Origin of the sequence: Thiorhodovibrio winogradskyi, assembly GCF_036208045.1 — a bacterium.
In the GTDB taxonomy this organism is placed as follows: Bacteria; Pseudomonadota; Gammaproteobacteria; order Chromatiales; family Chromatiaceae; genus Thiorhodovibrio; species Thiorhodovibrio winogradskyi.
In genome coordinates this window covers 595,652-610,469 of sequence record NZ_CP121472.1, presented here as the reverse complement: position 1 = coordinate 610,469, position 14,818 = coordinate 595,652, and the positions used below count along the sequence as shown (strand labels likewise).

The window sequence follows — 14,818 nt, the reverse complement described above, 5'->3', positions numbered from 1 at the left end:
GCCGAGTCAACAGTTTGAGACCGTCTGCGCGGGCATTCACCAGTCTGGATTTGGGCCCGGGACTTGGCCAGTCAGTCTCCAACCCCCAGCTATCCATTCCGTACCGGGCTCACGCTGAATCCCATGCTCTTCCCGGACAGGTCCGAGGCGGGTCTCAGACCTATCTGGTCCGCGTCGCAAGACTACCTTCGTCCCGCCAAAGCGTATAGTATCCAGCCTGCCAGCGCGAGAACAGCGCCATTCCCGTCGCATCTGTCCCAGAGGCGCGGCCCGCGCCTCACACCCCAAACAACTCGCGTCCCAACAACCAAGCACCACCGAACAGGAGAAGCCAGATGCCCCCGGCGGTCGGATCAGAAAGCGTACAACAGCGCATCAGCGATCTCGAGTCTCACCTGGAGCAGGAGAACCCCATCCTGCTCAACGCGGTGCAGGGCTTCCGGCGGCTCGACAGCGTCGCCTACGAGATGAACCTGCTCGAGACCAATCGCTCCTTTGCCAGCCAGATCCCCTGGTGGCCGCTGATTTCCATCCTTGGCACCTTCTCGGCCGGCAAATCCACCTTTATTAACAGCTATCTCGGCCAAGACATTCAGCGCACCGGCAACCAGGCGGTCGATGACCGCTTTACGGTGGTGGTTTACAGCCCGGAAGAAAAGAGCCATGCCCTGCCCGGCGTCTCGCTCGACTCCGACCCACGCTTCCCTTTCTACCAGATGTCGCGCGAAATTGAGCGCGTCGCCGGCGGCGAGGGCAAGCGCATCGACGCCTATCTGCAGCTGAAAACCTGCCGCAGCGAGCGACTGCGCGGCAAAATCCTGATCGACTCCCCCGGCTTTGATGCCGACGCCCAACGCACAGCCATCCTCAGCCTGACCAACCACATGATCGACCTGTCCGACCTGGTGCTGGTGTTCTTCGACGCCCGCCACCCGGAGCCGGGCGCCATGCGCGACACCCTCAAGCACTTGGTGGCGGACACCATGGAGCGCAGTGATTCGAGCAAATTTCTTTATATTCTCAACCAAATGGACAGCGCCGCGCGCGAGGATAATCCAGAGGACGTGGTCGCCGCCTGGCTGCGCGCCCTGGGTGAAGTCGGCCTGACCACGGGACGCTTCTACACCATCTACAACCGCGATGTCAGTACCCCCATCACCGATCCGGCGCGGCGCAAGCGCTTCGAGCACAAGCGCGACCGCGACCTGGCCGACATCGACCAGCGCATGGATCAGGTCGAAATCGAGCGCGCCTATCGCATCATCGCCACCCTGCGCAAAACCGCCACGGCGCTGAACGACGAGACCATTCCGCTGCTCACCCAGTCAGTCTCCCGCTGGCGCGCCCGCACCCTGCTGGCCGATGGCGCCATTTTCGCCGGCCTGGCCTTTGTGTTCCTGTTCTGGAGCATCAACGCCGGGCACTGGCAGGGGTTACACTATCAGGCTGGCTGGCTCAAGCATCTCGAGGACGTCGGCATTGGCTGGGGGCTGGAAGGGCTTGAGATTGGCATGATACTGCTGCTGATCGCCGCGCATTTCGCCGTGCGCAAACTCATGGTGGTCACCATGCTGCCGGGAATCAAAAAAAAGGCGGCAGCCGGCAAAATGCCCGGCGACCCGTCCGCGGCCTTTGTGCGTAACACCCGCGCCTGGCGCCCGCTGCTCACCGGCAAGCCTCTGGGCTGGAACCAATGGAGCGAGGGCCGCATCGCCAAGGTGCTGCACGACTGCGAGGCTTATGTGCAAAGCCTGAACGAGCGCTTTACCAATCCCAAGGGCATTAAGGATCCGGCTAGCGTGCCCAAAGCGAAGGGCGGATAAGTCGCCCGAGGACGCGAACCCATGCGCATTGGGGTCGATTTGGGTGGCGCTAAAATCAAGGCCGTTATGCTCAAACTCCAGCGGCAAGACGCCACACTCTGACTGATTTGCTGCCGACGAACTTCCGGCCCAACAAGACAGCGGGGCGACCATCACCACCGCATCGATCAATCAGCGAGCCCGTTTTTCGATGACGCCAAACACCACCCCCCCATCCCAACACCAAACCACTCACAGCCCAGGCCCGCCGCGCGGCCCCGCCATCACAGTGCCCGCGCATCCCCAATGGCCGGTGCTGGAAGCAAGCGAAAAAGCCGAGCTAATCGCGCACATTCGCACCCTGATGGCGCGGGAAAAGGCCGTACTGGTCGCCCATTACTACACCGACGGCGATTTACAGGCACTGGCCGAGGACAGCGGCGGACTGGTGGCGGACTCCCTGGAAATGGCCCGCTTTGGCACTGAGACCAGCGCCGAGACACTCATCGTCTGCGGTGTGCGCTTCATGGGCGAGACGGCCAAGATTCTCAACCCGGAAAAGCGCGTGCTGATGCCCAGTCTTGCCGCCACCTGCTCGCTCGACGAGGGCTGCCCAGCCGATGCCTTCAGCGCATTCTGCGACGCCCACCCGGAGCGTCAGGTGGTGGTTTATGCCAACACCAGCGCGGCGGTCAAAGCCAGATCCGACTGGGTGGTGACCTCCAGTATCGCCCTGCCGATCATCAAGCATCTGCATGCCCAAGGCGAAAAGATCCTCTGGGCACCGGACAAACACCTCGGCCACTATGTGCAGCGCGTCACCGGCGCCGATATGCTGCTATGGGACGGCGCCTGCGTGGTGCATGAGGAGTTCAAAGGTTTCGCGCTCGAGCGCATGCGCCGCCTGCACCCAGACGCCGCCGTGCTGGTGCATCCGGAATCACCCGATGAAGTGGTCAACCAGGCCGATGTGATCGGCTCCACCACTCAGCTCATCCGCGCCGTGGTGGACAGACCAGAGCAGGAATTCATCGTCGCCACCGATGCCGGCATTTTTTGGAAAATGCAGCAACTCGCCCCCGGCAAAAAGCTCATCCCCGCTCCCACCGCCGGCGAGGGCGCCACCTGCGAGAGTTGCGCCCACTGCCCCTGGATGGCCATGAACGCACTGCAAAATCTGGCACAGGTGCTGGAACGCGGTGATCAGGACATCCAAATTCCGGAAGACATCCGGGTGCGCGCCGTCCAACCCATTCAGCGCATGCTGGAATTTGCGCGCGAACGGGGGATCGGTGGTTCCGCCAGATCCGACAATTGAGCGCCAACCAGTTCGCAATGGCCACCATCTTCGCCAGTCCTGCCGGGTTTCGATCTCGACCGCGAACGCCGCTCGGTCTGCAACGGCTTCCATGCCAAGGCCGAGATGGAGCCGGTCTGCCGCTTTATCGAACAGCGCTTTCTGCCGGTGCTCGACAATCGCGACCTGCGCTGGTCCAACGAGATCGTGGTCAAGACCGCCTTTCTGGTGATACTCTTTGCTGATCTAGGCTACATCATGGACTCGGAAACCGCCGTCGGGCGCAGGCACTGTGATCTGTCCATGATCCTGCGCCCGGATGCGCGCGCGCCCGGCACCCGACCCCAAGCTTGCGGTAAAGCTGGCATCAGCGGTAAAGCTGGCATCAAGTGAGGCAAGGACGGGGCGCGCAACCGACCTCTCGCGCTTGTACACAGGCCAATTCACCGATAGACTAGTCAGATACCTAGTCATTTCACTCTTGAGACGCCCCATGTCGACTTGGCCCGTTCAGGATGCGAAGGCCCGCTTCAGCGAGTTCCTCGATGCATGCGTGAGCGAAGGGCCGCAGGTAGTGACCCGACGCAGTACTGAAACAGCCGTGCTGCTTCCCATCGCGGAGTGGCGCCGGCTTCAGGTCGCGGCTCGCCCCTCCCTCAAGCAATTGTTGCTCAGCGATTCGGCCCGCACGGATCAGCTCGTGCCCAATCGCCGCCAGGCCCGGCGCAGCCAGGTCGCCGCGCTCGGGTAAGGCCGGTGTATTTGCTCGATACCAATGTTGTCTCCGAGCTGCGCAAACCACGGCCGCACGGGGGGCGGTCGTCGCCTGGATCGAATCCGTTGACAACGCCAGTCTTCATCTGGCCAGTGTCACGCTCGGCGAAATCCAGGCCGGCATCGAGCTGACACGCGAGCAGGATGTCGAGAAAGCCAGGGAAATTGAAGCCTGGCTGGATCTCGTGAGCGGCTCCTATAACCTTGTCGCCATGGATGGGCCCGCGTTCCGCTGCTGGGCAAGGCTCATGCATCGCAGATCAGACACGCTTTACGAAGATGCCATGATTGCCGCCATCGCCAAGGTGCGCGGTCTCAGAGTCGTAACGCGCAACCTCGCTGATTTCGCTCCATTCGGCGTTGATCTTCTCAATCCCTTCGAATTCCGCGCGAACACGGGCACCACGGGCGATGCGAGCCGCGGCGAAAATCCAAAATGACGAGAACGGGGTGAACAGATAAGGACACCGCTCGACCCGCGCGCATCCTCTACAACGGGATCGATCTCTACAGCGCGCAATTGAGTGATGGCGAGAAATACGGCCTCCCGCGGCCAACCTATAGCATCTGGCTGCTCGGGGAGGATCTCCTTCCCAAGCGCGCCGAGTGGATGCATGAGTTTCGCCTGCGCGACAGCCTCGGCCGCCTGCTGCTCGCTCACGGCGGCATCTGGCTGCTGGAATTGAACAAATTCCATGCCGATACCATCCAAACCGAACGGGACCGCTGGCTAAAATTCCTCAAGGACGGCAATCAGCTCGATGCCGACGCCTTGCCGCCCTGGATGCAGACCCCTGGATGCCGATCAGGGAGATGAGACAAGCCATGAACACCCTCAAGGCCTTCTCCGACAAAGAGCGCGCCTACCACGCGTATCAAGCGCGCATGGAGTTTCTGCGCGAGCAACACAGCATTCAGTGCTATCTGGCCGAGCTGCGCGCCAAGGTCGAACAAGAACACCACAGAGCCGAACATGAGCGCGCCAACGCCGAGCAGGAGCGGGAACAGAAGGAACGAGAACGGGCGGAAAAAGAGCAGGAACGCAATAAATGGGGCCAGGGTCGCTTTCATGTTGAAGAAACAATTTGACCCTTTTCTCCTTTGATGGGAATGTGCTCGCATCTGGCCATGATGTGGCATTTGCTCCGAGGGCTGGACTGCTTGGCGCTGAGAGCAATCGCGCATTGCTGATCCACTTTCACTAGTGCGGTGATTGTCAAGGTAGTTGTCGCCTCCCTCATGATTTCACCCAGTCCTTTCGACCGGCGTGATCTTGGCCTCTCGCTCCGAGTTGAGGGAGACGGCCTTGATGGGATCCCAGTTACGCGTCTTGCCGCTCCAGCGCTCGGGGTGCTGCTCGCGAGCCGCTTGGTTGAGCGCATGGCGCTGGGCCAGGATGTCGCGATCCGCACCGCGATGTCGCTCATCGGGCGTGACAAAGCGGATCGCGCTATGACGATGCTCGGTGTTGTACCAATGCACGAACTCAAGCACCCAACGCCGGCTGGTTTCCAAGCACCCGAAGCCCTCGACGAGATAGTGCGGCACATACTTGCAGGTGCGATACAGCACCTCGGAGAAGGCATTGTCGTTGCTTACCCTTGGACGGCTGTAGGACGGGGTGATGTTGAGTGCATAGAGCGTCTCGAGCAAGGTTGCGCCCTTGAATGGGCTGCCGTTATCGGCATGGAGCACCAGCGGGTGATCCACCAGCCCCTCGGCGAGTACCGCGCGGCGGATCACGGCAGGGGCGTTGTCGACCGACTCCGCCTCGAACACCTCCCAGCCCACGACCTTACGGCTATAGATATCCACGGTCATCACCAAGTAGAAGAACAGCCCCTTGACTGGCCCTGGCAGCCAAGTGCAATCCCACGACCACACCCGATTGGGCGCTTGCGCCTGGAACCTTGTTGGTCGTGGGCGGGCGGCCGGTATCTTCGCCCGCCCACGATGGGCCAGTTCCCCATGGCGGCGCAGCACCCGATAGAAGCTCGACACCATAGCGTTGTTCCTCATCGAACAGGCGCGCCACGATCTGCTCCGGGGGCAGGCTGGCGAACGCCGGGCGATGTCAGACCTCCAAGATCGCCTGCTCTTCATCAGGGCTCAGCGCATTGGCCGGTGTTGGACGCTCGGCCAGCGGGCGCTGGTCTTCGCCCCCATCGGGCGCCTGGCACCAGCGTTGATAGGTTCGCAGGCTCAAGCCCAGCGTTTCAGAGGCTTGGGCCAGGCGCGCCCCATGAGCACGGGCCTCCTCGATCAGCGCCATGGCCTTGCGGCGATCTGGGGCGCCGATCATCACGCCACGTCCCCCCAGATCGCCTGGGCTTTTTTTGACAGCGTCAGCAGCGCCGCTGTCTCCGCGAGGGCCAAATTCTTGCGTTGCAGCTCGCGCTCAAGGTCGCGGATGCGCAGGCGCTGCTGCTTGAGTTCCGTCGCTTCGCTTTGGCGCGCAAGCTGTGCCAGTCGCCAGGCTTGTTCGCAGTCCTCGCGCCACGCCGCCAGCTGTTCGGGATACAACCCACGCCGGCGGCAATACGAGGCCGTCACCTCGGCGTTCAGTGCAGCCGTCTCAACCACCGCAGCAAAGCGGTCTTTTGAGAACCAGTCCTGCGCCCCCGTGCATCGGCATCGGGCGGGCAGCGACCCTTGTCGCGCGCATCCTGGCGCCACTTATACACCGTCGCCAGGGACAGACCTTCTTGCTCGGCGACCGCCTGCGGACTCAGGTTCTGCGGGGGTAGCAACTTCGCCACGACAGCGGCACGGCGTTCTTCGGAATAACGAGGCATGATGCGCTCCTCTCGCCCTCAGATGCTCTTAAAAAGGATAACAGGAGCTGACGACTTCTATCCTGACACTGAGGGAGTGTTCCAACGTTTAATAAAATAAATTCAATTACTTAGGGTTCTCGTAATCTGTGTATTTGTCAGGAGCATGGTTAAGTAATTGATTTATATGCACACGCTCGAACAGCGTCAGGCTCAGAATCTGTAGCAAACTATACAGACTTTCATTGATATTCAATCGTTTCTTTACAATTTCTACTAATACATATGTCGAGATCGCTATCCAAATTTGCGATTTCACTGCATTTTCAGTCGTGCCAAAGAAAGCTTTTATGCGCAAGCGTTGCTCGATCCATTTAAAAAACAGCTCTGCGTACCAGCGGTTCCGATAAAGCTCTGTGATCGTGAATGCGGGCAAAGTAAAAGGTTTTTTGTTAAGAAAACCAGCTCCTTATTCGTGGCGGGATCCATGACCTTGACGCGGCGAAGATGCCGAGGGTAACGCAAGGCCGTATTGACACCTGTTAAAGGGACCGTTTGGTTACATCTAAGTCCGGTTTTCTTGTCGACCGGGCGAGAGTGCAATCGTCGCATTTTTGTATTCGCTTTCGCGCGTTTAACAAAAAAAGCACCGGTGAGTTGAAAACGATAAAGACGTTCAAAATCCAGATACGTCCGATCCATGACATAAAAAGCGCCGGCCTCAACCGTCAGCAGATCTAGCGCATTGACGCCATTCAGCTTTGCATCAGAAATTGCAAGAAAAGTCGGTATGTTACCGCGAAGATCCAGCAATGTATGAAGTTTTACGCCTACTTTGGTGCGGCGAAACGGCGCCAATGGGAAAACAGAAAGGAAAAGCTCGATTGTAGATGAGTCAAAAGCCTAAACTGTTTGGTCAAGGTCAAAGGCGAGAGTTTCGTTGATATAAAGATCACGAGCAATTTGAATTAACGTTCGAGTGAACTTGGAATAAATTCGCCAATTACGCACTTGGTTTGCATTAGCGATAGTATTCCGCGATATGCCTCCGCGTATACCCATGTGATAAAGCTTACTCGAATGCGCTCGCAGAGTTGTTTCAATATCTCGAAGACTTTCCCGATAGGTGAGTTGCGCAAACATCATGCGTAGAAACTGGTCGAGACAGGAGAATGATTTAATCTTATGGTTTCCAAGATAACGCGTAACGCACTGCCGAAAAACGGGCAAAGGTAGGTGCTCGGTTAACCGCGAGAAAACGAGTTTGCCGGTATACATTCGAATTATGCCTCCAGTCGAAGATTCCGGACCGAGACTGGTCGAAATTGGCCGGCGCGTTCAAGTCGATTTTTCCTAAAATTTGTAAAAATATCACATAAACAATAATATATAAGACGTGTGCACGAAACGTTGGGGCACTAGTGAGACGCACCAGCGAAGCAGACGCGCCATCTTGGCACCTCATGAAGCGGCTGGAAGCCGCTTCCAAATCAGATAGAACACCCAAATTTGGAACTGCTGGAAACTCAGGGTCAGTGAAAATTCCACACCAAGGCCAAAGTCAGCATCAGCAGCAACATGCCGTACAGGCGATAATCCCACCACCAGCGCATCCCTGGCTCGGGTTTGGACAGCGCTGGCGACCAGAGTGCTGACGAGCGCTGAATCGCACTGACGGGCCAGCGCCAACTGGTGATGAGAAAAATCCCGGCACTGACAAAAAACAGCAAGCCAGCGACCAGGGTGAAATGCAGCGACATGCACCCGAGCAGCCAAAGCACAAAGAGCACCGCCGAGATCAGATGCCCGCCGAGCAGGGTGGCCAGGGCGCTGCGCGGCCCGGCGCGACCAACAAAGGCCCCCAGCAGAAACACGGCCACCACCGGCGGCACCAGATAGGACAACGCCGTTTGTAGATAATGGAAAAGCCCCTCGAAATGGCCGATCAAGGGGGCGATGACAGCCGCGAGCAGCATGAAAAACACGATGGCGGCGCGGCCAATCCAGGCGGTGCGCCTAGGGCCGAGGCTTGGCCAGGCGGGCTTGATGAAATCAAGCGTCAGCAAGGTGGCGGCAGCGTTCAGGGTGGAATCGACACTCGACATCAGGGCCGCGACCAGCGCCGCCAGGATCAACCCGGTCAGGCCCACCGGCAGCAACTCGGCGATCAGCGCCGGAAAGACCTGATCGCCATGTTCGAGCCCCGGCAGGATCTGAATGGCCATCACCCCCGGCAGCACCATGATGAACAACACCGGCAGCTTAAGCAGCCCGGCCAGCAGGGCGCCAGCGCGAGCATGGGCGATGGTGCGCGCGCCCAACACCCGCTGCACGATGAACTGATTGGTGCACCAAAAGTAAAACCCCAGCACGGGCACGCCAATCAGGGTACCGAGCCAGGGCAGATTGGGATCATCCAGCGGCAAGAAGAGGTGCAGGCGCTCTGGTGGCGTGGCCGCGACCAGGGCGCCCCAGTCAAAGCCCAGCTCGGCAAAACCGAGCCAGGTGACCAGGCAAGCACCAATGATGAGCAGGATGGCCTGGAGCATATCGGTGTAGACCACGGCCGCCAGACCACCGGCGGCGGTGTAGCTCGCGGCAATGGCCGCCAGCAGCAGCGCGGCGGAGAAGAGATCCAGCCCCGGGACCAGGCTGGCCAACACCAGTGCACCGGCAAAGAGGGTGCCGGCGGTGTCGACCAGAATGTTGGCCAGCAGCGTGAGGACCGAGAAGTAACGCCGCGCGCGCCGATCGAAGCGGTGCTCCAGCCACTCGGGCACAGTGCCAATGCGGGCATTGAGATAAAGCGGAATGAACACCAGCGCCATGAGCACCAAAATGGGCGCGGCCATCCATTCGTAATTGGCCACCGCCAAACCCCAGGTGTAGGCCGCGCCGGCCAGGCCGATCAGGGTGGTGGAGGAGATGTTGGACGCAAAAAGCGACAGCCCCACCGGCACCCAGTGCAGCCGGCGGCCGGCCAGGAACAGATCCTGATCGTCATGGGTCCGGCGCGCGACCAACACGCCTATCACAGCCACCAGCACAAAGTAGCCAGCGATAACGCCAAGGTCGGTCGCCGTCAGGGAGATCTGGCTCAGATTGATGCTATCCATTAAAGCTCACCTTCGCGGTGCATCCACTCCAACAGGCTGGATATGTCGCTTCATCCTGTCTGATCCCTATCTGATCCCTATCTGGCCCCTATCTGGCCCCTGTCCTAACAGGTCTGCTGCCGCGCGGCGAGCATGCTATTCGCCATGCCCGATCAGGACTCCCCTGGTGGCGCATCCTCCTTGTCAACATCGCTCCCTGCTGACGCGTCTGATGAGAGATCCGGCGAGAACTCCGACCTAGAGGTGGGCTCTACCGGACTCTCGGCGGCCGGCGGCACCTGGCAGGCGGCGAAGAAGTCGTAGTGATCGATGGCCTCGAGAATGCCCGCCGCGAAGGGTTCCTGGGCAAAATAGATGCTTTCGGTGTCGATCAGCTTGGACAGCTCCTCGTTGTGGCGATTGGCTACCACCACGGCCAGGGTGTTGCCGCGCATCATGTCCTCGTCGGCGCCCGAGCCACCGGCGCACAAGCAATGCTCGAGCGGAATACCCCACTGGTCCGCCACATAGCGCAGCGCCAGGCCCTTGGAGGCACGCGCCGGGACCACATCGAGGAACTGACCGAAGGACAGATTGACATGCACGTTCAGGTCCGCCTGGTGCAGCAGGCTGCCGATCTCTTCCAAGGTTGGCGCGTGTTCGGCATCGTAGAAAAAACTCACCTTGAAGCGACTTTGCTCGGATTTCTGCTGCGGCTTGACGCCCGGCAGTTCGATGAGCAAGTCGCGCACCCGACGCGGGTACCAGAGATAATCAATATGGCGCGTCCAGGAGCCATCGGCGGTCAGCTGCGGCGCGTAGTAAATCTCGGTCCCCAGCGCGGTGATGAGCACATCGGGGCGCGGAATGCCGTAGCGACGCATGATGGCCAGGGCCGAGTCGAGCCGCCGGCCGGTGGCGATGCCGAAGGTGGCGCACTTGCGGTTCTCGCGCAGAATGCGGATGAAATCGGCCAGCGAATCCGGATCGCCGAGCAGATTTTGGTCAAGATCAGTGAAAATTGCCCGGTCGTGGTAGAGAATCCGCCGGCGCGACAGAGGTGCCTGGGGTGGAGGCTGGACTTTCTCCAGTAGCGGCTCCAGGGCCTCCATATAGCTCTCGGCATGGGCGCTCCAGGCATAGTGCTTGCGCACGCCAGCCAGGCCGTTTTGCGCGAGTTTGCGCCAGCCGCTGGCGTCGCAGAGCACCTTGAGCAGCGCCTTGGTGATGTCCTGCTTGTCGAGCGGGTCGACCAAAATCCCATTTTTGCAGTGGCCAATGATATCAATTGGCCCACCGTCCTCGGTGGCGACAATGGGCAGACCGCTGGCGGCGGCCTCAATCAGGGTCAAGCCGAAGGGTTCGGTTAGCGCTGGATTGATGAACACCCCGCGCGAAGCAGCGGCAATCTGATAGAGCAAGGGCACATCATCGGCGCTGTGGTGCTTGGGATAAGCCACCCGCCCATACAGATCATACAGGTCAATCAATAGCAGAATGTCGGTCAGCACCTGCTGGGCACCGCTGTCCATGTCGCGCAGATCGTCGCGATTGCCGGCGATGATGACCAGATTGGCTGTTTTTTGCAGCTCTAGCGACTCGCCATAGGCCTCGACCAGAGTGGCAATGTTCTTGCGCTCATCGGGACGCGACAGGGCGAGAATCAGCGGCTTGTTTGGTTCACGCAGAAAGCGCGACAGCTCCTGGCGAATCGGCGCTTTTTGCTCGCGCCCATCGGGCGGGCGGAAGCGCTCCAGATCAGTCCCAGGCGGAATCACCCGCATACGCTCGGGCTGGTAGTGATCATAGAGCCCGTATTGTTCCTCGATCTCCTGGGTCGTGCTGGTAATTACCAGGCTAGCGGCGCCCAGGGTTTCTTCCTCGGCATTGATGCGCCGGGTCATGTTGTAGCGGGTATCGATCACATCCTGCTTGACACCCGAGGCCAGCAGCCGGCGGCGCTTCACCCGCCCGAGCGAGTGCCCGGTATGCACCAGGGGCACGCCAAGCTGGGCCGAGAGGCGCACGCCCACATAGCCAGCATCGGCATAATGGGAGTGGATCAAACAAGGAAGACGTTCGGATTCACGCAGAAAATTCAGGGCATTATCGGCAAAAGTATCGAGGTGATCCCACAGCTGCTCCTTGGGCAGGTACTCGGCCGGGCCGGCCTCGATACGCACAATGCGCGCACCCTCGCCGATGGACTCGATGGGCTCGGCATAGTCGGAGCTGACATGGGAGTCATCAACAAGACGGGTCAGCAGGTCCACTTGGGCCACATCCGGGCGCTTGGCCAAGGCGCGAGCCAACTCGATAACGTACAGAATCTGGCCGCCAGTATCGGCATCACGGCCCAACTCCAAATTGTGACCGCGAAACAGACCGTGCACACTTAGTAAAACAATGTAGCGGGATGGCACTTCGGCATTCATAATATCAGTCAATCAGGCATATGTTAGGGAACTGCCGGGAGCCGTTGCGGCTTGTGTTGCCCGGATTCGACAGCGCAAGACGTCAGTCTAACAAACTCAAGCCACCGAACTCGGGGCAGCCAAGATGTCATTTCACACCCCCTTTGCACTCGGCGTCGGTGCTGAACATCTCACCGGCAAAGCTGTGATGCTTTTTGGCTAGAATTCCGCCATGGCATTTGGAACAGCCAGTGATAAAAAATCCGCATGACGCGCAGGAGCAGTCAGCATGCCAGCGACAGACACCACATCCCTCTACCAATCCTTTCCCCATCTGAGGGAAATCGACAAACTCTGGGGCACCCGTGATGCACGCGACTTCATCAAAACCCTAATGAACGACAGCCGCGAAGGTGCCCGACTGGGTTTCTCCCTGGAGCATGCCTCGACCCTCTTCGCGCTGTTGATCGAGCATGACGAGCAGTTCCCTCAGTTCGACGACTCGCGCGATTTTAACCTCGGCAACGAGAGCGGCGGACTTGCGAACGACTAGAGCCTGGGCGCGCTGTCAGTCACAATCTCCGGCAGACAGCGCGCCTGGCGCCCAGCGCCGAGCGGCACGGCATCAGGATAGGCGCATGCGCACTCGGGCCGCGCCTGTGGACAGCGCGGGTGAAAATGACAGCCCGACGGCGGCTTGGTAGGCGATGGCATATCGCCGCTCAGCCGAATGACCTCGCGGCCGCTGTCCTGATCAATGCTCGGCACGGCGGACAGCAGCGCGCGCGTGTAGGGATGACGGGGATCTCCCAGAACGGCCTCGGCCGGCCCCTGCTCGACAATGCGCCCGAGGTACATGACCGCGACCTGTTGCGCCAAGTAGGACACCACCGCGATATTGTGGGTGATGAACAGATAGGCGATACCAAAATCCTGCTGCAGGGACTTGAGAAGATTGAGAATCTGCGCCTGAACGGACACATCCAGCGCGCTGGTTGGCTCGTCACAGACGATGACTTTGGGCTCCACCGCCAACGCCCGGGCGATGCAGATGCGCTGGCGTTGACCACCGGAGAACTCATGCGGATAACGCGTCATGGCCTCGGCGCCGATGCCGACGCGCTCGAGCAGCACCGCCACCCGTTCGCGCCGCCGTGCCGCTGATGGCTCCATGCCCAGTGCCTGCAAGCCTTCGCCGACAATATCACCAATCAGCATGCGCGGATTCATGGACGCGAAGGGATCCTGGAAGATGATCTGCAGATCCTTGCGCAGCCTGCGCATGCGCCCTGATGCCAGGGTGGCGAGATCCTCATCCTGATAGAGCACCTGCCCGCCCGTGGGCCGTTCCAGTCGCAACAGCCCCTTGCCGACCGTGGTCTTGCCGCAGCCGGACTCGCCGACCAGCGCCAGGGTCTCGCCGGCCTTCAGCGCAAGATCCACGCCATCCACCGCGCGCACATGGCCGACCACCCGCTTGAACAGGCCACGGCGAATCGGGAACCAGACCTGAAGCCCCTTGGCATGCAGCAGCGGTTGCCCGGTTCCTTTCAGCGGTGCATGCTTGGCCACCGGGGCCACCGGGGCCACCGGGGCAGGCGTGCTGGTCTCGCCAAGCTCCACCGCCGCCGCGGGAGCAAGCGAAAAGGCCGGCTGACCCTCGCGCCACAGCAGACAGCGTACCCGATGATCCAAACCGGCCTGATGCCAATCAGGCAAGGTTGTCGCGCAAGACTCAAGGGCCAGCTCGCAACGCGGCGCGAAGCGACAGCCGCTGAAGGGCTGATCGAGTGGCGGCACCCGACCGGGAATCATCGCCAGCGCATCGCCGCGCTTGGCTGCCGTCGGCAAGCTTTCGAGCAGCTTGCGGCTGTAGGGATGCGCCGGCGCGGCAAAGAAGGCGGTACAGCTGGCCTGCTCGACAATCTGCCCGGCGTACATGACCGCCAGGCGGTCAGCGGTCTCGGCCACCACGCCCAAGTCATGGGTAATCAAGAGCACCGCCATGCCAGTGTCGCGTTGCAGGCCCTTGAGCAACTGCAATACCTGCGCCTGAATGGTGACATCCAGCGCCGTGGTCGGCTCGTCGGCGATCAACAATCGCGGATCGCCCGCCAGCGCCATGGCAATCATCACCCGCTGCTTCATGCCGCCGGAGAGCTGATGCGGATACTCCTCGGCGCGCCGCTCCGGGTCTGGAATGCCGACCGCGCGCAGCAACTCGACAACCCGCTCGGGCACTCGAGCGCGTTCCATGCCTTCATGAACCCGCACCGCCTCGGCCACCTGGGTACCGACACGCAGCACCGGATTCAGCGAGGTTTGTGGCTCCTGAAAAATCATCGCCAGACGCCCGCCGCGCAACGCACGCATGTCGCGCTCCGGCAGACTCAGGAGCTCCTGCCCTGCCACACGCACAGAACCGGCGACAATGCGACCGCCCAACGGCAGCAGGCGCATCAGCGATAGCGCCGTCATGGATTTGCCGCAGCCGGACTCGCCGAGCAACGCCAAGGTCTCCCCCGGCGCGATGCGCAGATCAATGCCATCGACCACGGTCACCGTCCGCGCCGCGCCGCCAAGCTGGGTCCGCAGACCACGCACTTCCAGCACGGCATCCGCTTCTTTGCTGACTTGATCAACCATCGGTGTCGAGCTCCGG

At 60.6% G+C, this 14,818-nt stretch carries 11 protein-coding genes and 3 pseudogenes; 9 read left to right on the top strand and 5 right to left on the bottom strand.

All coding sequences use genetic code 11. From position 1 onward, the window contains the following. Positions 1-335 precede the first annotated feature (335 nt). The 8 genes and pseudogenes from Thiowin_RS02885 to Thiowin_RS02855 all read left to right on the top strand — a co-directional run bounded on the left by Thiowin_RS02885 (position 336) and on the right by Thiowin_RS02855 (position 4,962). Positions 336-1,823, top strand: a complete 1,488-nt coding sequence (locus Thiowin_RS02885; protein ID WP_328986240.1) for a dynamin family protein — start codon at positions 336-338, stop codon at positions 1,821-1,823. Positions 1,824-2,013: 190 nt separating this feature from the next. After that, positions 2,014-3,120 carry a quinolinate synthase NadA gene (gene nadA, locus Thiowin_RS02880; RefSeq protein WP_328986239.1) on the top strand — a complete coding sequence of 369 codons (1,107 nt, stop codon included), beginning with the start codon at positions 2,014-2,016 and terminating at the stop codon, positions 3,118-3,120. A gap of 105 nt (positions 3,121-3,225) precedes the next feature. After that, positions 3,226-3,492 carry a hypothetical protein gene (locus Thiowin_RS02875; protein WP_328986238.1) on the top strand — a complete coding sequence of 89 codons (267 nt, stop codon included), beginning with the start codon at positions 3,226-3,228 and terminating at the stop codon, positions 3,490-3,492. A gap of 100 nt (positions 3,493-3,592) precedes the next feature. Continuing rightward, positions 3,593-3,850, top strand: a complete 258-nt coding sequence (locus Thiowin_RS02870) for a type II toxin-antitoxin system Phd/YefM family antitoxin (RefSeq protein WP_328986237.1) — start codon at positions 3,593-3,595, stop codon at positions 3,848-3,850. Continuing rightward, a pseudogene (locus tag Thiowin_RS25150) lies at positions 3,777-4,148 on the top strand (hypothetical protein); the annotation flags it as partial. The gene Thiowin_RS02870 and the pseudogene Thiowin_RS25150, both read left to right, overlap by 74 nt. Positions 4,149-4,157: 9 nt before the next feature. Continuing rightward, positions 4,158-4,313: a PIN domain-containing protein gene (locus tag Thiowin_RS02865; RefSeq protein ID WP_328986236.1), complete on the top strand. Its 156-nt coding sequence runs from the start codon at positions 4,158-4,160 to the stop codon at positions 4,311-4,313. 80 nt (positions 4,314-4,393) lie between these two features. Then, positions 4,394-4,690 (top strand): PD-(D/E)XK nuclease family transposase, encoded by a 297-nt coding sequence (locus Thiowin_RS02860; RefSeq protein ID WP_328986235.1) that lies wholly within the window; start codon positions 4,394-4,396, stop codon positions 4,688-4,690. Positions 4,691-4,698: 8 nt separating this feature from the next. Beyond that, on the top strand, positions 4,699-4,962 hold the full coding sequence (locus tag Thiowin_RS02855) for a hypothetical protein (protein WP_328986234.1): 264 nt from the start codon (positions 4,699-4,701) through the stop codon (positions 4,960-4,962). Between the two features lie 156 nt (positions 4,963-5,118). On the opposite strand, the pseudogene Thiowin_RS02850 reads toward Thiowin_RS02855, so the two are convergent. The 4 genes and pseudogenes from Thiowin_RS02850 to Thiowin_RS02835 form a co-directional block, all read right to left on the bottom strand. After that, positions 5,119-6,668, bottom strand: a pseudogene (locus Thiowin_RS02850) (IS3 family transposase). 106 nt (positions 6,669-6,774) lie between these two features. Further along, positions 6,775-7,925, bottom strand: a pseudogene (locus tag Thiowin_RS02845) (IS4 family transposase). Positions 7,926-8,179: 254 nt separating this feature from the next. Next, entirely contained in the window at positions 8,180-9,763 is a 1,584-nt protein-coding gene (locus tag Thiowin_RS02840) for a sodium:solute symporter family transporter (RefSeq protein WP_328986233.1), read from the bottom strand. A gap of 152 nt (positions 9,764-9,915) precedes the next feature. After that, positions 9,916-12,177 (bottom strand): HAD-IIB family hydrolase, encoded by a 2,262-nt coding sequence (locus Thiowin_RS02835; protein WP_328988189.1) that lies wholly within the window; start codon positions 12,175-12,177, stop codon positions 9,916-9,918. A 268-nt stretch (positions 12,178-12,445) separates the two neighbouring features. Here Thiowin_RS02835 and Thiowin_RS02830 point away from each other — a divergent pair, with 268 nt between their 5' ends. Beyond that, positions 12,446-12,709 (top strand): hypothetical protein, encoded by a 264-nt coding sequence (locus Thiowin_RS02830; protein WP_328986232.1) that lies wholly within the window; start codon positions 12,446-12,448, stop codon positions 12,707-12,709. Here Thiowin_RS02830 and Thiowin_RS02825 read toward each other — a convergent pair. Beyond that, on the bottom strand, positions 12,706-14,802 hold the full coding sequence (locus Thiowin_RS02825; RefSeq protein ID WP_328986231.1) for an ABC transporter ATP-binding protein: 2,097 nt from the start codon (positions 14,800-14,802) through the stop codon (positions 12,706-12,708). The two genes, Thiowin_RS02830 and Thiowin_RS02825, sit on opposite strands and share 4 nt — an antisense overlap. Positions 14,803-14,818 lie beyond the last annotated feature (16 nt).